Annotated in this window: 14 protein-coding genes and 1 tRNA gene; 6 read left to right on the top strand and 9 right to left on the bottom strand. The window is 71.2% G+C overall.

What is annotated here, in order from left to right:
- Positions 1 to 66 precede the first annotated feature (66 nt).
- Positions 67 to 1209: an acyl-CoA dehydrogenase family protein gene (locus tag FE256_RS09590; protein WP_252370963.1), complete on the bottom strand. Its 1143-nt coding sequence runs from the start codon at positions 1207 to 1209 to the stop codon at positions 67 to 69.
- 85 nt (positions 1210 to 1294) lie between these two features.
- Positions 1295 to 2170, bottom strand: coding sequence for a LysR family transcriptional regulator (locus FE256_RS09585; RefSeq protein ID WP_138175071.1), 876 nt, complete (start codon positions 2168 to 2170; stop codon positions 1295 to 1297).
- A 181-nt stretch (positions 2171 to 2351) separates the two neighbouring features.
- Between FE256_RS09585 and FE256_RS09580 the strand changes: the two genes are divergently transcribed.
- Together FE256_RS09580 and FE256_RS09575 are read left to right on the top strand one after the other, a co-directional pair.
- Positions 2352 to 2714, top strand: a complete 363-nt coding sequence (locus tag FE256_RS09580) for a carboxymuconolactone decarboxylase family protein (protein ID WP_138175069.1) — start codon at positions 2352 to 2354, stop codon at positions 2712 to 2714.
- Positions 2707 to 3567 carry a sulfurtransferase gene (locus FE256_RS09575; RefSeq protein ID WP_138175067.1) on the top strand — a complete coding sequence of 287 codons (861 nt, stop codon included), beginning with the start codon at positions 2707 to 2709 and terminating at the stop codon, positions 3565 to 3567. Before FE256_RS09580 ends, FE256_RS09575 begins: the two co-directional genes overlap by 8 nt.
- A gap of 12 nt (positions 3568 to 3579) precedes the next feature.
- Here the strand turns inward: FE256_RS09575 and FE256_RS09570 are convergent, their stop codons facing one another.
- Positions 3580 to 4905 (bottom strand): flavin monoamine oxidase family protein, encoded by a 1326-nt coding sequence (locus FE256_RS09570; RefSeq protein WP_252370962.1) that lies wholly within the window; start codon positions 4903 to 4905, stop codon positions 3580 to 3582.
- A gap of 74 nt (positions 4906 to 4979) precedes the next feature.
- Here FE256_RS09570 and FE256_RS09565 point away from each other — a divergent pair, with 74 nt between their 5' ends.
- Positions 4980 to 5612: a LysE family translocator gene (locus FE256_RS09565; RefSeq protein ID WP_138175065.1), complete on the top strand. Its 633-nt coding sequence runs from the start codon at positions 4980 to 4982 to the stop codon at positions 5610 to 5612.
- Positions 5613 to 5673: 61 nt separating this feature from the next.
- On the opposite strand, the gene FE256_RS09560 is transcribed toward FE256_RS09565, so the two are convergent.
- Positions 5674 to 6399: an excalibur calcium-binding domain-containing protein gene (locus FE256_RS09560; RefSeq protein WP_171024280.1), complete on the bottom strand. Its 726-nt coding sequence runs from the start codon at positions 6397 to 6399 to the stop codon at positions 5674 to 5676.
- Positions 6400 to 6797: 398 nt separating this feature from the next.
- On the opposite strand from FE256_RS09560, the gene FE256_RS09555 reads away from it, so the two are divergent.
- Positions 6798 to 7418: a histidine phosphatase family protein gene (locus FE256_RS09555; protein ID WP_138175061.1), complete on the top strand. Its 621-nt coding sequence runs from the start codon at positions 6798 to 6800 to the stop codon at positions 7416 to 7418.
- A gap of 200 nt (positions 7419 to 7618) precedes the next feature.
- On the opposite strand, the gene FE256_RS09550 is transcribed toward FE256_RS09555, so the two are convergent.
- Positions 7619 to 12064: a lamin tail domain-containing metallophosphoesterase family protein gene (locus FE256_RS09550; RefSeq protein ID WP_138175059.1), complete on the bottom strand. Its 4446-nt coding sequence runs from the start codon at positions 12062 to 12064 to the stop codon at positions 7619 to 7621.
- 167 nt (positions 12065 to 12231) lie between these two features.
- On the opposite strand from FE256_RS09550, the gene FE256_RS09545 reads away from it, so the two are divergent.
- Positions 12232 to 12663, top strand: coding sequence for a MarR family winged helix-turn-helix transcriptional regulator (locus FE256_RS09545; RefSeq protein ID WP_138175057.1), 432 nt, complete (start codon positions 12232 to 12234; stop codon positions 12661 to 12663).
- Between the two features lie 108 nt (positions 12664 to 12771).
- Here the strand turns inward: FE256_RS09545 and FE256_RS09540 are convergent, their stop codons facing one another.
- Complete coding sequence (locus FE256_RS09540; RefSeq protein ID WP_138175055.1) at positions 12772 to 14268, bottom strand: L-serine ammonia-lyase, iron-sulfur-dependent, subunit alpha; 1497 nt, start codon at positions 14266 to 14268, stop codon at positions 12772 to 12774.
- 146 nt (positions 14269 to 14414) lie between these two features.
- On the opposite strand from FE256_RS09540, the gene FE256_RS09535 reads away from it, so the two are divergent.
- A tRNA-Arg gene (locus FE256_RS09535) sits at positions 14415 to 14487 on the top strand.
- Positions 14488 to 14579: 92 nt separating this feature from the next.
- Here the strand turns inward: FE256_RS09535 and FE256_RS09530 are convergent.
- From FE256_RS09530 to FE256_RS09520, 3 genes are all read right to left on the bottom strand, one after another.
- On the bottom strand, positions 14580 to 15200 hold the full coding sequence (locus FE256_RS09530; RefSeq protein ID WP_138175053.1) for an asparagine synthase: 621 nt from the start codon (positions 15198 to 15200) through the stop codon (positions 14580 to 14582).
- 50 nt (positions 15201 to 15250) lie between these two features.
- Positions 15251 to 15679 carry a YdeI/OmpD-associated family protein gene (locus FE256_RS09525; protein ID WP_138175051.1) on the bottom strand — a complete coding sequence of 143 codons (429 nt, stop codon included), beginning with the start codon at positions 15677 to 15679 and terminating at the stop codon, positions 15251 to 15253.
- A gap of 213 nt (positions 15680 to 15892) precedes the next feature.
- Positions 15893 to 16558: a TetR/AcrR family transcriptional regulator gene (locus FE256_RS09520; protein WP_138175049.1), complete on the bottom strand. Its 666-nt coding sequence runs from the start codon at positions 16556 to 16558 to the stop codon at positions 15893 to 15895.
- Positions 16559 to 16724 lie beyond the last annotated feature (166 nt).

Genomic DNA, 16724 nt, shown 5'->3' with positions numbered 1-16724 from the left:
GTTTCGAGGGGGTGGCGGGTCATGTCGCGGCGGCGGGGAGGCCCGCGCGCATGACGCCGTGTTGCGTCAGAGGCCGAGGGCCCGCTTCCCCGCGGCGAGGAGCGCCGAGTCCTCCTGCGGAGGATGGACGCGAGCGGAGAGGACGTCGCGCAGGTGTCGCTCGAGGGGGTTCGACCGACTCAGCGCGGGATTGCCGAGGGCCGCGACCGCGGTCTCGACCGCGGCGATCGCGGAGCGCACGATCAGGATCTTCGCGAGCGGGACGCGCGCCACCGCCTCCGCGTCGCCGGCCACCGCGCGCTCGGTCACGCCGTACAGCAGGGTCTCTGCCTGCACGAGCTGCGCCTCGATCTCGCCGGCCACCGTCTGGATGCGCTCGGTCGTCGCGATCGGACGCCCGAGCCCCGCGGGCACGCGGTCGTGGGCGAAGCGGGTGAAGAAGTCCTGCGCCGCGCGCGCGACGCCGACGTAGAGCGCGGCGTGCGTGAGCCCGAGGGCGCCGGCCTGGGCCGCCGGGTCGCGGTAGACCCCCGTGTACGGGATCTCGAGGAAGTGGTCCGCGGGCGCTTCGACACCGTCGTAGACGACGTCGTGGGTGGAGCTGGCCCGCAGGCCCAGGTGGTCCCACGTGGGGATGATCGTGATGCCGGGCGCATCGCCGCGGACGATGAGATGCCCGACCCGCGGCTCGGGGTCGTCGGTCCTCGCCCACACCAGGTGGTAATCGAGGCCGGTGCTGGCGGTGACGTAGGCCTTCCGCCCCGTCACGGCCCAGCCGCCCGCGGTGCGCCGGACCGTGGTGGCGGGAAGCCCCCCGCGTGCGGGCGCGCCCAGCTCGGGTTCGGCGCGCGCGGTGTTGATCGAGACGGGCCGCTCGGCGGTCTCGGCGACGACCTGCTCGTACAGGTGCGCCGGCCACACGTCGCGATCGATCTGGGCGATATGGGTCGCGAGGGTGTTGGCGACGATGAGGGCCACCGAGGGGTCGCCCCGGCCGATGGCCTGCAGGATGCGCAGCCGCTCGAGCGCATCGACCCCGTCGCCGCCGAAGCGTTCGCCGATCACCGCCTGGAAGACGCCCGCGCGGTGCGCGGCGGCGAGGCCGTCGGCGGGGAAGTCGCCCGAGCGGTCGTAGCGCTCGGCGGTTTCAGCGACGGAAGCGGTGAGGGCGCCGAGGTCGAGGCGCGAGAGGGTCGGAGAGGCAGTCATGCTCCCCATGCTCCGCGCGCGGGACCGCGCACGTCCAACACGGATCGCCGAACCGCACCCATCGGCGTTCCCGATGGACGGCCGCTCACGCCGAGACGGCGTGGATGTGGCGACGCACGGCGAAGAACCCGTCGAGCGACGTCAGCGCCGTCTGCTCGACACCCGGCTCGAGACCTCGGCGCGTGATGAGCCGCACGAAGATCCGGCCGAGATCGGGGAAGTCCCGGCGCACCACGAGCCCGGCCGGAGCGCGCCCCGCGGTGGGGAGCACCGCGATGCCGAGTCCGGCCCGCGCCGCCGCGATGACGCCCTCGAGGCTGCCCGACTCCGCCGCGATGTCGACGCGCGCGCCGATGTCACCGAGCTCCTGCAGGGCGCGCTGCCGCATGCCGCACGGCTCGACGTACGCCACGAGCGGGACCGCCTCCCCGTGCGCCGGGGGCTGCCAGCCGGGCGACGCGTACCAGTTCAGTGGCAGGTCGCCCACCTCGACGCCGGCCACGGTCGACCCGGTGTCGAGCACGACCGCGAGGTCGATGGTGCCCTTGGATACGGCATCCGTCATCCGCGTGGACCGATCGATGTGGAACTGCACCTGCCGCTCGGGGAACGCGCGGCGCAGGGTTCCGAGGAGTTCGGGCAGGATCTGCTCGGCCGCCGTCTCGGTCGAGCCGACCACGATCGTGCGCGCGCGGGTGACGTCCAGGCGCGCGAGCGCCTCGTCGTGCACCGCGAGGATGCGACGGGCCTCGGCCAGCAGCTTCTCGCCCGCGAGCGTGAACCGCGCCCGCCTCCCGTCGCGCTCGACGAGGGGCTGTTGCAGACGCTTCTCGAGGGAACGCACGTGCTGGCTCACGGTGGGCTGGCTCATGTGGAGCGCGACCGCGGCACGTCCGAATCCGCCGCACTCGTCGATCGCGACGAACGTGCGGAGTTGGATGATGTCGAGGGTCTCGGCCATGCCTGGACGATAGACGGCGGCGGGGCGCTCGCGCTCGGCGGCGGTCACGCGCGTTCACACGGCATCCATCACGCGGCACGATGAGTGCCCATCACGGAGCGGGCATTGCTCGTCGGGGAGGGGCTTCCTAGGCTCGGACCGGCGCGCGCCACCCGACCGGCGCGACGGCAGGGAGTGAGAGATGAGCGACTTCTTCGACCGCGAGGGCGATCGCGCCTACACGCGCGACTACAAGGAGACGACGCCGGACGTACTGGCGGCGTTCACGGCGTTCAACGACAGCGTCTTCGCGCCGGAGGGGCGCGAGATCCCGCTGAAGTTCCGCGAACTCATCGCCCTTGCCGTCGCCATCACGACCCAGTGCACCTACTGCATCGACGGCCACTCGCAGGCGGCCGTGCGCGCGGGGGCGTCGAAGGCCGAACTCGCCGAGGCCGCGTGGGTCGCCACCGCGATCCGCGCCGGCGGCGGGTTCGCCCACGGGCGGCTCGCGTTCAAGCTGTCCGGCATCCACGAGGCCGAAGCGGTGCACGCACATGTCTGACGTCCTGGTCACCGCGACCGAGCTGCACGACGCTCTCGCTGCCGGTCGATTCGCGGACGGCGGTCCGGTCCGGGTGCTCGACGTGCGCTGGCGCCTCGATCGCCCCGACGGGCGGCCCGAGTACCTCGCCGGGCACATCCCGGGCGCACAGTACGTCGACCTCGACCACGACCTCGCCGCGCACGGCGAGCCCACCGACGGACGGCATCCGCTCCCCCCGGTCGAGGCGTTGCAGGACGCGGCCCGCCGCTGGGGCATCGACGACGGCGACACCGTCGTCGTCTACGACGATCTGAAGAACCTCTCGAGCGCCCGCGCGTGGTGGCTCCTGCGGCACGCCGGCGTCGCCGACGTGCGCCTGCTCGACGGGTCGCTGCGGGCGTGGACCGACGCCGGGTTCGACCTGGAGTCCGGGGATGCCGCGGCCCCCGCGCCCGGATCGGTGACCCTCGCCTATGGGGCTCTCCCCGTGCTGTCGCTCGAGGACGTGTCGGGGTTCGCCGACTCCGAGCTGCTGCTCGACGCGCGCGCGGCCGAGCGGTATCGCGGCGACGTCGAACCGATCGATCCGCGCGCGGGACACGTGCCCGGGGCCGTCAGCGCGCCGACCACCGAGAACGTCGGTCCCGACGGCCGGTTCGCGGACCCGGAGGCTCTACGCGCCCGCTTCGTCGCGCTCGGCGCGCTGTCGGGGGTCGAGGTCGGCGTGTACTGCGGCTCGGGAGTGACGGCGGCGCACGAAGCGGTCGCCCTGACGCTCGCCGGCTTCACCCCGCGGGTGTTCCCCGGGTCGTGGAGCCAGTGGTCGAATCACCCCGAGCTGCCGGTGGCGACGGGTTCCGAACCCCGCTGACCTCCGGGAGCGTCAGCCCCAGAGGTGCTCGACGGGCACGGCGCGGCCGAGGACGTTCTCGGCCGCGCGGTGTCCCGAGAGCAGCGCGCCGGGAACGGTCGCCGGGTCGTCGCCCCACGTGGCCTCGCCCGCGAGGTGCAGCACTCCGCCGACGGGCTCGGCCAGCTCATCGTGGTCGGGCCCGACGGAACCGGGCTTCATGTAGCTGTACGACCCGCGCGAGAACGGGTCGTCCTGCCAGCGCGTGACGACGACGCTCTCCGGCTCGGGAACGTGCGCGCCGTACAACCGGCGCAGCTGCGCGAGCGTCGAGGCCGCGATCTCCTCGTCGCTCCAGTGCCGCGTGGCGACGGCGGCCGGGCCCGCGGCGAAGGTCAGGAGAGCGGCCTCGTCGTGGATGCGCCCGAGGTCGTACCAGGAGTGCCACCACTCCCCTTCGTCGCCGAACTGGCGGATGCCGTAGACCCCGGCATCCCAGAACTTCTCGCGGAAGCGCAGCACGACCTTCTCGAAGGCATTGGATGCCAGGACGCCCAGGACGCGCCGATGGGTGTCGGGCAGCGACGGGGCGATGGCGACGTCACCCGACTGGAGGACGCCGATGGGGAGCGTGACCACGGCCGTCGCCCCGTGGAAGGTGCCGCGATCGGTCGTCACGGTGACGCCGGTGGCGGACCACTCGATCGCGCCGACGACGTGTTCCAGCCGCACATCGAGGCCTTCGGCGAGGTTCGTCGCGAGTTCGTCGTATCCGCGCGGGAAGACGACCTCGTCGCCGTTCACGGTGTCGTCGTCGAGTCCGTGCGCGCCGAGCACCGACATGTGGACGCCGTACTGCTCCTCGGCGCGGCGGCCGTTGTATTCGCGGACGCGCTGCGCGCGTTCGGGCGCCCAGTCGCGCCCGGCGAGGGCCTCGTCGACGACGTCGGCGTAGGTGGCGTCCGGGGCCGAACGCGCAATGACCTCGACGAGGTCGGCGTTCAGGGCGCGCACGTCGTCGGCGAACGCCTGCACCTCCTCGGGCGTGAGGCGGGCGGCATCCGGACCGAAATAGGCCAAGGGGCGGCTGTCGGGCTGGTACCCGCCGACGGTGAACTCGGCCATGGGCATGCCGAAAGCGCGGGCGGCCGCCTCGACGGGACTGTCGTCGATGCCGTGGATCCAGGACGCACCCCGGTCGGTGACTCGGTGCCCGTCGCGCTGCGAGTGCACGCGTCCCCCGACGCGGTCACGGGCTTCCACGACGACGACGCGGCGCCCCTCCCGCGCGAGGAGACGGGCGGCTGACAGACCGGCGATGCCCGCTCCGACGACGACGGTGTCGAACTGGTCCTGCATGACGGCTCCCTCGGGTAGACGACCGTGTGACGAGAGTAGTCTCCGCGCTGCGGCGGCGGCATTAGGGTGAGCGCATGATCCCGTGGGCGAACGTGGCGGCATTCGTGCTGGCATCCGTGGTCATCATCGTGATCCCCGGTCCCAGCGTGCTGTTCGTGATCGGCCGGTCGATCGCCCTCGGTCGCCGCGCCGGTGTGCTGAGCGTCGTCGGCAACGCGCTCGGCACGATCCCCGCCGTCGTGGCCGTCGCCTTCGGGGTCGGAGCGATCGTCGCGTCGTCGGTGGTGGCGTTCACCGTGCTGAAGATCGTCGGCGCGGTCTACCTCGTGTGGTTGGGCATCCAGGCGATCCGCCATCGACGTGCGCACGCCGACATCGGCGCGGTCGGCGGCCGGTCGGCGTGGACCCTGCTGAGACAGGGCATCATCGTCGGCGCGACCAATCCCAAGACGATCGCCTTCTTCGTCGCGGTGCTGCCGCAGTTCGTGGCCCCGGGCGCGGGGCCCGTCTGGGCGCAACTTCTCCTGCTCGGGCTCGTGTTCCAGGTGCTCGCGCTCGCGTGCGACAGTGCGTGGGCGCTGGCCGCGGGGACCGCGCGCGACTGGTTCGCCCGGTCGCCGCGGCGGATGTCGACGCTCGCGGGGACGGGCGGCGCGATGATGATCGGCCTCGGCGGGACGCTGGCGCTGACGGGCGCGAAAGCGTAGACCGGGCCGCTCGCACGCAGCCCGACCCGCGCCGCTCACGCAGGCGGCCGCGCCGCTCCGCTCACTCGCAGCCGACGCCGTCCCCGTCGCGGTCGAGCCGCGAACTGTAGCCGGGGTCGCCGCGGCGGACGGGCGCTGCGCCCGCGTTGCGGGCCTCCGTGCAGTTTGCGTAGGAGACGTTCTGGCCCGTCGATGCTTCCCGCACCGGTGCGGACTGCACGGGCTCGGGCGGCGCGGGGACCTTGGTCTTGAGATCCGCGATCTCGGCCGCGCGCGCGTCGAGATCCGCCTTCGCCGTCACGGCGGCCGCTTCCAGAGCGGCCACCTGGGCGGTCGCTGTCGCGAGCTTCTGCTCCGCCGCAGTCGCGCGCGCCTGCGCCCCCTCGAGGTCTTCACGGGCCGTGTCGGCGGCATCCTCGGCGCTCTCCGTCGCCGTCTCGGCCTCACTGACGGCGACCTCCAGCGCGCTCACCTGCGCCTTCAGCGCGTCGCGCTCGCCCAGCGATCCGGCTCCGCCGCTGCCTGCACCGACCAACAGTCCGACCACGAGCGCCGTTCCGGCAGCGATAGCAGCCGTCCGTCGTCGCACCGACGCGGGAGGCTGAGCCTGTGCGGCATCGTCTCGTGGCTGTCCTCCGCGGCGCAACGCGGTCGTCGTCGCGGGCTCGAGGGCCTCGGTCGCGGCCTGTTCTTCGTCGAACCACCGCGTCCCGTCCCACCACCGCGCCTCGCCGTTCGCGTGCGCCGCCGGATACCAGCCGGCCGCGGGCAGCTCGGAATTCCCCATGTGCTCTCCCCCAAGAACAGGACCCGGAAGGTCCCCCTCGACGCGTCGGATCGCGCGTCTGCCGCACAGCATGGCACATCCCGCGGGCGTGCCGTTGTCTGCGTCGCACTCGTCCCGTTCGCCGTGTTCGCTCCGATCTCGTGTCCACCACGCCCGGGGCTCCTACCGAAGGTCGGACGGCCGGACACCGAACTGATGCGTCACCTATGAATCACGAAAAGGTAACGGCATCCTCTTCCGTTCCGTTACCTCACCGTTATAGAGTCATCGCACGGTAGTTGTTTTGCTGTGGCAGCTACCGACATGTGATTGCAGGACACTCTGGTGCAGGGATAAGGGCCGGTCGACACTCCTCGACCGGCCCTTCGTCTTGCCCCGCGACGCGGGAGGATGGGCACGTGAAAGATGAGGATCTGACCGACCCCGACGGGCGCCTCGTACTCGTGCGCCACGGCGAGACCGAGTGGAGCCGCAGCGGACGCCACACGGGGCTCACCGACATCCCGCTCACCGAGACCGGCGCCTACAAGGCCGAGCTCGCCGGGACGCTGCTGGCGACCCGGCACTACGACCTCGTCCTGACGAGCCCACTGCACCGGGCGGTCGAGACCGCCGCGCGCGCCGGCTACCCGCACGCGGAGCACGAGCCGCGCCTCGTCGAATGGGACTACGGCGCCTACGAGGGACTCACGACCCCCGAGATCACCGCGCAGCTTGGCCGCCCGTGGACGATCTGGCAGTCCGGCGCTCCGGCGGGCGAGACGCCGGGCGAGAGCGTCGAGCAGGTCACCGCCCGCGCCGAGTCACTCCTGGACGATCTGCGCCCCCGCGTGCGCGCGGGTGAGCAGGTGCTGGTCTTCTCGCACTCGCACTTCTTGCGCGCCCTCGCCGGAGTCTGGCTCGGACTGACCGCCGCGGGCGGGCGCTACTTCGTCCTGGGCACCTCCGCGGTCAGCGAGCTCGGCTTCGAGCACGGCTCCGAGGTCATCACGCAGTGGAACCACGTGCGCGGACGCTGAGCCGAACCTCGAATCATCACGAAGAGATCACGACGACCTCTTCCCTTCCGTTATCTCACCGTTATAGAGTGCTCGCACGGTAGTTGTTTTGCTGTGGCAGCTACCGACATGTGATTGCAGGACACTCTGGTGCAGAGGGCCGGTCGGATGCCGCTCCGACCGGCCCTTCCTGTCTTCACCCGGGCGCTCGAGGTGCCCCGCTAGTTGCTTCTGCTGCGACGGCGGCGCAGGATCATGAGCCCGCCGCCGAGCACCATGAGTGCCACCGCCGCCGCGGCCCACAGTCCGAGCCCCTCGGCATCCGTTCCGGTGACAGCGAGAGCCCCGTGGCCCGCGCCCCGCGACGGTTCGGCATCCGCGACCGACGGGGCAGGAGTCCCCTGATCCGAATCGGTCGGCTCCTCGCCGCCGGGCGGCGTCGTACCCGGCCCCACGGGGTCGACCGCTGCCGCCCGGACGGTGAACAGCGCCACGCGTGAGCGATCGACGGCGCCGTAGGGGTCGCTCGACCGGACGTACCAGCCGTGCTCACCCTCCTCAGTCAGGGGCCAGGATGCCGACACGATCGTTCCGCTGGCGACACCGGTGAAGGACGCGATCTCGGTGGTCCCGAGGACTTCGGCCGAGAATGCATCCGTGCCGAGCACACGCTCGTGCGGCTCGATGCCCAGCTGGTCGTACGTCAGCTCGAACTCCTGCTGCGCGTACGGGTCGTCCGTGGGACCGAGCAGGCTCGGCTCGTCGGAGTTGTAGCGATCGAGCGACGGCGAGTAGGTGCGCACCATCATGCGTTCGCCCTCGTTGTCGAAGTGCAGCAGACGGAGGTATCCGAGACCGCCCTCGGGCAGGCCCTGGTAGTCGAAGAGCATCGAATACACCGTCCGGTCGTCGACGCCGTCGCCGTCGTCGTCGAACGCATCGGTCCGAAGGAACGCGTCGTGGTAGTGACCGGACATGACCATGCGCACGTTGGGATTCGGTGCGACGACCTCGTCGAGGACGCGCTGCGGGATGGCCCCCAGACCCCCGGTGGTGAGGATGAACTCGTGCTGCGCCACGATCGCGACCCGGTCGGGGTAGCGCTTCAGCACCTCGTTCATCCACGCGATCGACGCGTCGTCGGGGAGCCATCCGGTGTACAGCATCAGGAAGTCGATGCCCCCGGCCGAGACGAGGTCGTAGTGGCCGCGGTTGTTCTCGTAGCTCCCGCCGTACCAGGGGTTCCCCGCGAATCGGTCCTCACCGAAGTACCTGCCGTAGTTCGTGTAGTCGCCGACGTCGTGCCCGACGTCGTGATTCCCCGCCAGCACACCGTAGGGCAGCCCCGCGGCATCCAGCCGGTCGTACTGCACGTCGGCGCGCTCCCACTGCGGGAGGACGTCGTAGTCATCGACGATGTCGCCGGTGTGGAACACGTACTGCAGGTTGAGGTCGTCCCGACGATCCAGGAAGTACGAGTGGATGGCCTCCTGGTGCTTGTAGGGCTCGCCCGCCATCTCGTTCTCGTTGTAGTACTGGGTGTCCGACTCCCACCCGAACGTGAAGTCGTAGTCCGAACGGGCCACGTCGTCGGGGTTGTGGGGCGTCACCTCGCTGTCGCGCGTGCTGCGGTCGGGAGCCGCGAAGCCCTCCGAGTGCTGCACGAGCAGGCGCACGGCACCGTCGACCGCGTAGGCGTCGACGGAGACGACGCCGTCCAGTTCGAACGCCTCGTCGTCGGCGGTCGCCACATGGCGGTCCACCTCGTCCCACCCCGAACCGTCCGGTCGCTGAGCCGACAGGATCACCGTGGCGCCGGCGTTCGCCCGTCCCGACCACGTCGCCCGCACGTCTGCGCCCGCGTCCGCGGCCTCCACCGCCACCTCGAAGAGCTGGTAGGGGAACGCCTCGGCGCTCGTGACGTCGTCCGAGAGTCCGTCGACGTCGGCCAGTGTCTCGACCTGCGCGCGGGACAGCGTCTGCGGCGCGGCGCGGTCCACGGACGCGGCGTCGGCGACGGTGCCCGACTGCACCGAGACGTCGCCGTCCGCGAGATCGACTCGACGTCCCTCGAGGAACGCGACGTCGAGAGGATCGCCCTGCGGATCTTCGACTTTCGCCTGCAGCGTCACGTCGCCGGCGGAGACCTCGGCGCCTTCGGCGGGTGCGAGGAGCCCGGCGGCGGGCTGCTCGGCGTACGTCTCGAACGTGGCCTTCCAGGTCGTCGCGTTGCCGACGACGTCGGTGGCGTCGATCTCCAGCACGTGGTCGCCCGCCGCGAGGGCCACCGACGAGGTCTGGTAGGGCAGGGCGATCTCCGCGCCGTCCAGGCGCGCGGTGACGGCGGCCACCCCCGACCCGGCGTCGACGACCTCGGCGTCGATGTCGATCGTGCCGCGATACGCCGTTCCGTCCTCGACGCGCGAAGTGACCGCCGGCGCGGTGTTGTCGACGCGGGCCGTGCGCGAGACCGTCTCGTCACCGTCGGTGGCGGCGATCACGACGCCGCCGTCGGCGTGTGCGGACGTGTCCCACGTGTGGGAGATGGCGGTGTACGCGTCTTCGGGGACGGAGAAGCGGGCGTCGAAGAAGTCGAGCTTGCCCGTGCTGTCGCCCATCCGAAGGACCGCGGCGGGGTCGTCGTACCCGGCCGGGGTGAGCGTGCGACCGTCCGGCAGGATGAGACGCAGACCGCGGATCTCGAAGTCGTCGTTGTTCTCGTCGGGGTCGATCTCGGGGGCCTTCTTCGTGCCCGCCCAGACGCTGGCCGTCAGAGCCTCGCCACGCCGGAGGTAGTCGAGCGGGACGGGCGTGGCGATGGTCTCCCACCCTTCGGTGCCCGTGTCGAAGATCGTGAGCACGTCGTCGCCGATGCGCACACCGTTCTTGAAGTAGTAGTTGACGTTGGTCGCTTCGAAGACGAACACGGGACGCGATTCGAGACTCGGCGCGGTCTCGACGCGCTCCCCGTCGATCGAGAGCGACAGCGGGCTCGGGTACGAGTCACCGGATGCCACGACCTCGATCGCGCCGCGGACGAACTGACCGTCCTCGACGTTGAGGCGCACCGGGTCGTCGGAGGTTCCGGCGACGGCGACACGGCGCTCGTCCGTGGTGACGGAGTTCGTGCCGTCGGTGGCGGTGACCGTGTAGGCGTACCAGCGCTTGCCGGTGAGGTCGACGGCCTTCACCGTGTGCCGGAACACGCCGTCACCGGCGTCCGTGAGACTGATCCGCAAGGGCTGCTCATCGACGTCGTTGCGAAGCTCGAGCGTGGCGGTGCGGACGTCGACGTCGTCGGCGAGGGCGAGGTCGATCACGAAGTCGCTGCCGGGCACGATCTCCGCGGCCGTGCGGTCGGTCACCGTGGGTGCCGCCGTGTCGACGGGCGTGACGACCGGCGTCGCGGCGATCTGCGCGTCCTGCACCGCGCCGGGGCTGGCGGGCACGATGTCGAGGATGCGCTGGGCCGCGGCATCCGCGGTCGCGGTGAAGCGGATGCCCTTGTCTGCCTGGGTGTCGTCGCGACCGTCCAGGTTGTAGAAGGCGGTGCTCACCGGGTGGCCGGTGTTGGTCGACACCTGGACGCCGCGCGGGCTGCCGTTGGCCATGCCGGCGGAGGAGATCTCCACCAGCGTCTCCCCCGCGACCAGCGAGGTTGCGAACTGGCGGTTGAAGTCGTCGGCCGTGAGGGCGTCATTGGCGCCGTTCTTGATCCAGAACACCAGCGCGCTGCGACCCGGGATCACGACGTCCGCGGGCACGGCCGGCCAGCGGCTGACGGTGCCCTCCACGGGGTAGAGGTAGTCGATGGCGTAGTCGGAGAAGTCGATGGGCGCATCGGTGGCGTTGAACACCTCGATGAACTCGTACCCGTCCGACCCGCCGACGTTGGTCGAGTCGGGCAGAAGCTCGGTGACCTGGAGCGGTGCGCCCGGGAGCGGCGACCCGCCCGGCACGGTCGCGGTGGGCATGGGGGTCGCCGTGGGAGTGGGGGTCGCCGTGGGCGACGGAGCGGCGCCAGGATGCACCACCGCCTCCGGCAGCACGGTGCCGGGCGATGGGGCGGCGTTCACACCGAGCACGTCGAGCCGGCGCTCCGCGGGGTCGGCGGGCAGGCGGAAGTGCGTCGCGAGGTCGGCACCGAATGCGCCCGACGGCGCGTGCGACCACGAGGTGAGCTCGCCGTTCTCGACGACCCGGATGCCGCGGTTTCCTCCGTTGGCGATACCGGCCTGCCCGGTGAGCCGGACGACCTGCACGTCGTCGGCGACCGTGTGGAACGCGCGGAAGTCCGCGACCGTGCGGGCCGAGGCGTCCACGGAGCCGGAGGTGTAGCTCACCCACAGCAGCGCGGTCTCCCCCGCGGCGAGCCTCGCCGGCTCGGCCGTGAGGGGGACGTCGCGTGTGCGGTCCGCGGAGTCGTCGTAGGAGTACGCGAACGTGATGCCGGATGCCGCGAGGTCGACGGCGGCATCCGAGATGTTGTGGATCTCGACGTACTCGAAGTTGTCGGCGCCGGTGTTGTCGGCGGCGATCTCGGTCACCACGACGGTCGACGCGGGTGTCGCGGCATGAGCGACCGGGGCGGCGAGGGTCGGGATACCCGCGGCGATGAGCGCCGTCGCGAGGGCTGCGGGAAGGATGCGGGAACGCGGAGAACGCATGGCGGAGCCACCTTCATCTGGGGGGACGCGTCGACGGTAGGCAAGCCGACGGAGCGACGCGTGAACGCCACCGTCCTCCCGGGTGTCCACCGGGTGACGTCGGGCGTTACCCGGATCTGCTACTCGTGCGGGGGCGCGAGGGTATCGCGCGGCTCTACGCTGAGTTCATGACCGATCGTCGCCTCGCCGTCCAGGCATGGGAGAGCCTGTTCCGCGCGCAGCATGAGGTGTTCGAAGACCTGCGCACCGATTTCGAGTGCGCGGAGCTCTCGCAGGCCGAGTACGACGTGCTCCTGACGGTCACCCGGAGCCGTGGCATGACCGCGCGCCTGCGCGACGTGACCGCCAACATGCTCATCAGCCAGCCCAGCGTCTCGCGCCTCGTGGAGCGGATGGCCGCACGGGGACTCGTGACCAAATGCGCCGACCCCGACGACGGCCGCGGGGCGCTCGTGACCGCGACCGAGGCCGGGGCGGTGGCGTTCCGCCGCATCGCCTCGACGCACGCCACCTCGATCGCCGACCGCATGGCACGCCTGGACGACACCGAGCTGGCCCAGCTGCAGGCCCTCACGGCCAAGCTCCGCGACCAACGCTGACCGGCTGCGCGTGGCGAAAGCCCATGTCCGGACCGAACGCCCCCGTTCGGTACGTCCGTGAGGTGGGCGCTCGACCCGGACATGAGCGCTCGCCGCGCCGCCCGCCGTTCAGCACTCGATGACGTTGACCGCGAGGCCGCCCTCGCTCGTCTCCTTGTACTTCGTCGACATGTCGATGCCGGTCTGCCGCATCGTCTCGACGACGGTGTCCAGCGACACGTAGTGGGTTCCGTCGCCGCGCAGAGCGAGGCGGGCGGCGGTCACGGCGGTCGACGCGGCGATGGCGTTCCGCTCGATGCACGGGATCTGCACGAGCCCGCCGACCGGGTCGCACGTGAGTCCGAGGTGGTGTTCCATCGCGATCTCGGCGGCGTTCTCGATCTGCCGGTTCGTGCCGCCCATCACCGCCGTCAGTCCGCCCGCGGCCATGGCGCACGCGGAGCCGACCTCGGCTTGGCATCCACCCTCGGCTCCGGAGATCGAGGCGTTGTTCTTGAACAACGAGCCCAGAGCCGCCGCCGTGAGCAGGAATCTCCGGATCCCGCGACGCCGATTGGCCTCGGCCACTCGCGCGTCGTCCCACTCCTCCGTTTCGTCGCGCGTCGCGCCGTGACCGGGGAACCCCAGCAGCGCACTCCCCACGAGTTCTCCGTGCGGGGTGACGGCGTTACCGACACCGAGCCCCGAGTCCGCGAGGAAGCGCCACCAGTACATCGCGACGGCGGGCAGGATGCCGGCTGCACCGTTGGTCGGCGCGGTGACGACGCGTCCGCCCGCGGCGTTCTCCTCGTTCACGGCGAGCGCGAAGGCGCCGAGCCACTCCCCGGGCAGCTCGCGGTGCCCCTCGGCCTCGATCCCCTCGAGCTGCGCACGGATCACGGACGCGCGCCGCTTCACCTTCAGGATGCCGGGCAGCACCCCGTCGTGGCTCAATCCGGCGTTCACGCAGGAGGCCATGGCATCCCAGATCCGGTCCAGACCCTCGGCGATCTCCTCGTCGGAACGCGACGCCTCTTCGTTGCGCCGTGCCGCTTCGGCGATCGTGATCCCGCGCTCGTCGCACAGCGCGATCAACGTCGCCGCGTCCGTGTACGGGAACGGAACCGGCGCAGCGGCGATCCGCGGGGGTTCCCCGTCACGGCGGATGAAGCCGCCCCCGACCGAGAAGTAGGTCTCGTCGGCGACGATCGCCCCGTCGGCGTCCCGCGCGAACAGCGTCATCGCGTTCGGGTGCCCCGGCAGCCGCGTGCGGGGCGCGAGCACCACGTCGCCCTTCGAGAACGGGATGCCGTGGATGCCGGCGAGCAGGAGCGCCCGACCGTCGGGCCAGTCCGACCACGCCCGGCGCACGGCATCCGGGTCGACCGTCTCGGGCTGGAGGCCCTGGAGCCCGGCGACCACGGCGTCGGGGGTGCCGTGCCCGATCCCGGTCGCGCCGAGCGACCCGTACAGGGCGCAGGAGACGGATGCCACGTTCTCGAGCACTCGGGTGGAGCGCAGTCGTGCGGCGAAATCAGCGGCGGCCCTCATGGGGCCGACCGTGTGGGAGCTCGAGGGTCCTACACCGATGGAGAACAGCTCGAACGCCGAGACGTAGGCGCTCATGCCTCCAGCGTACGTCGCGCCCGCTTCACCGCCCGGACACGTGCGCGCCACGCCCGAGATGCGTGCGCGTCGGCGCCGATTAGACCTCGGCGCAGGTCCCGGCTATGCTGGACCACGGCCTGCGCGCCGTTTCGCGCGGAGGCCCTGCGCCCGTAGCTCAATGGATAGAGCATCTGACTACGGATCAGAAGGTTAGGGGTTCGAGTCCCTTCGGGCGCACACTGTGTTGAGACAGTGACAGACCCGGCCCGGAAGAGATTCCGGCCGGGTCTTTTCTCTCTCCCGCGGACGCGGCGGACCCGCACCGGGAATCAGGCCGAGGTCGACTTCTTCTTCTTGCCGCCCGCCGCCTCGACCGGAGCCGCGTCGCCCGCGGCAGCCGCGTGCTCCTTCGCCCGCTTCTTCGCCTGCGAGGCCAAGCGGGCGAGGTCGACCATGCGCAACGCGTCCATGCGGGCGCGACGCATCGTGGCGTAGTCGGGGTCGGCATCCTCGGTCATGCCCTCGACGTCGAGCCGTTTCGAGAGGTTCGCCTCGACGTCGCCCCAGGCCGCCGCGCGGGCGGCGGCGACGAGCTCACCGACCCGCTCGGGATCGTCGGCGAAATCGCGCAGTTCTTTTGCGACGCCGCGGGACTGGCGGGCGCGACGGCGGAGGTTGCGAGTGTCGCGGTCGCGGTAATCGTGCGTGCCCGAGGAGTCCGAGAAACGGCCCCACGCGCGCTTGCGCTGCTGCGTGACGCGGTCGGCCGCCTGATCCTGCTCGTCGGCGAGCGCGCGCAGCGTCTGGCGCGCGAACTCCGCGAACAGGGCACCGTCGAAGTGCCCACCCCGCGCGATCGTCTCGACGAGGAGGTGGTTGCGTATGGTGAGCCGCGCCGCGGCCGTCGCGATCGACAGCCCCTCGGCGATGGCATCCTTCGTCCGGCCCACGCGACCTCCCGTACCAGGCTATCGTCCGGGCCGCGCGCGCGAGCCCGCGGTCACTCCAGGGCGGAGACGATCTTCGCGATGCGGCGTGCACGGGTCTCGGGCGCCTTCGCGCCGTCGACGCTCCCGGCGTGCGTCTTGCGGACACTCGGGGCGAGAGCGTCGAACGCGGCGCGGACACCCGCCTCGGCGAGCGCCGCCGCGAGGTCGTCCGGTACTTCCGCGGTCCGCTCGGCGGTGTCGAGCGTCAGCTCGACCGTGATCGGGTCGCCGCCCGCGAGCCCGGTCGCTTTGCGCCTATCGGACGAAAAGGGGATGAGGTGCCGGCCGCCCATGACGCCGAGAGTGCTGGAGTACACGTAGCCGTTGACGTCGACGGTGACGGCGGCGCGTGTGCCGCCGCCCAGTCCCTCTACGACCTCGGGCGGCACCTCGATACCGGTGTTGTTGCCCATCTGGGACAGCGTGGTCTCGAACCTCATGGCGTGAGTGTGACAGAGACCGCAATAGACGAACAGGGGTGGAAATGCAATCCCGGGCGGAGGGGCTCGGGTGCACGTAAGGTCGGACCCGTTGCGGAGGGCCTCGGAGAGTACTCGGGGGCCTTCTGTCATGTCCGGGGACGGTCGCCGTGTCGCCGGCCGGTGAGCCGGACCGCGTCCCCCACGGTCAGCCGTGCGACAAGGGGACCCGGATCACGGGGTGCCATCCGCGACGGCGTCGAGGAGGTCCTCGAGGGCCGTGAGGTCGAACCCGCGCACCATCGCGCGGAAATACTCCGCCAGCGCCTCGGCCATGTCGGTCGACGTCGGGTCGAGCAGCCACTGCACTTGGAGTCCGTCCATGAGCGCGATGGTCGAGACCGCCGCGCGGCCGGGATGCACTCCCGAGGCGAGTCGACCGGCCGCCGCGATGCGTTCGAACGCGCGACCCACGCTCGTGCGCACCTCTTCGTAGCGGCGACGGAAGTAGTCGTGCGCCGGGTGATCGGGGGCCGTCGCCTCGGCGGAGACGGCGCAGTACAGCTCGACCACGCCGGGCACCGACGCGTTGTGGCGGGCGAGGGCGACGAGGTTGCGCAGCGTCTCGACCCCGTCGTCGTCCTCGAAGTCCACGATCGCCCGCGCGAGCTCGTCGCGATGATCGAGCACCGCCTGCAACAGCGCGCTCTTGCGCGGGAAGTGGTGCAGCAGACCCGCCTCGCTCATCCCGACGCGCTGTGCGATCTCGCGCAGCGAACCGGAACGGTAGCCCGCCTCCGCGAAGACCTCGAGGGCCGCATCCAGGATCGCCTGCCTCGTCCCCTCGGACTTCGCATACTCGCCCCGCTGTCGCCGGGGGGTCTGCGGTCTGTCGGTCATCGCTTCACCGTACCGCCACGACGACGCCATCTCGTCGGCGTGGGAGCCCTCTCACGATCCGTTTTACAACGAATTCCTAGTGATCGCTAGTTTTTTGGCTCAAAAATCTAGCGGTCACTCGGAATTGGTGTTAGCTTCTCGCCGCAGGGTCGCTCACCCGAGCCCC

Origin of the sequence: Microbacterium sp. 5K110, assembly GCF_005774735.1 — a bacterium.
Taxonomy (GTDB): Bacteria; Actinomycetota; Actinomycetes; order Actinomycetales; family Microbacteriaceae; genus Microbacterium.
This window is presented reverse-complemented; position numbering and strand designations above follow the sequence as displayed.

Bases quoted from the DNA above. Each gene is read 5' to 3' on its own strand.
- FE256_RS09590 (WP_252370963.1), bottom strand. From the start codon at position 1,209: ATGACTGCCTCTCCGACCCTCTCGCGCCTCGACCTCGGCGCCCTCACC.
- FE256_RS09585 (WP_138175071.1), bottom strand. From the start codon at position 2,170: ATGGCCGAGACCCTCGACATCATCCAACTCCGCACGTTCGTCGCGATC.
- FE256_RS09580 (WP_138175069.1), top strand. From the start codon at position 2,352: ATGAGCGACTTCTTCGACCGCGAGGGCGATCGCGCCTACACGCGCGAC.
- FE256_RS09575 (WP_138175067.1), top strand. From the start codon at position 2,707: ATGTCTGACGTCCTGGTCACCGCGACCGAGCTGCACGACGCTCTCGCT.
- FE256_RS09570 (WP_252370962.1), bottom strand. From the start codon at position 4,905: ATGCAGGACCAGTTCGACACCGTCGTCGTCGGAGCGGGCATCGCCGGT.
- FE256_RS09565 (WP_138175065.1), top strand. From the start codon at position 4,980: ATGATCCCGTGGGCGAACGTGGCGGCATTCGTGCTGGCATCCGTGGTC.
- FE256_RS09560 (WP_171024280.1), bottom strand. From the start codon at position 6,399: ATGGGGAATTCCGAGCTGCCCGCGGCCGGCTGGTATCCGGCGGCGCAC.
- FE256_RS09550 (WP_138175059.1), bottom strand. From the start codon at position 12,064: ATGCGTTCTCCGCGTTCCCGCATCCTTCCCGCAGCCCTCGCGACGGCG.
- FE256_RS09545 (WP_138175057.1), top strand. From the start codon at position 12,232: ATGACCGATCGTCGCCTCGCCGTCCAGGCATGGGAGAGCCTGTTCCGC.
- FE256_RS09540 (WP_138175055.1), bottom strand. From the start codon at position 14,268: ATGAGCGCCTACGTCTCGGCGTTCGAGCTGTTCTCCATCGGTGTAGGA.
- FE256_RS09525 (WP_138175051.1), bottom strand. From the start codon at position 15,679: ATGAGGTTCGAGACCACGCTGTCCCAGATGGGCAACAACACCGGTATC.
- FE256_RS09520 (WP_138175049.1), bottom strand. From the start codon at position 16,558: ATGACCGACAGACCGCAGACCCCCCGGCGACAGCGGGGCGAGTATGCG.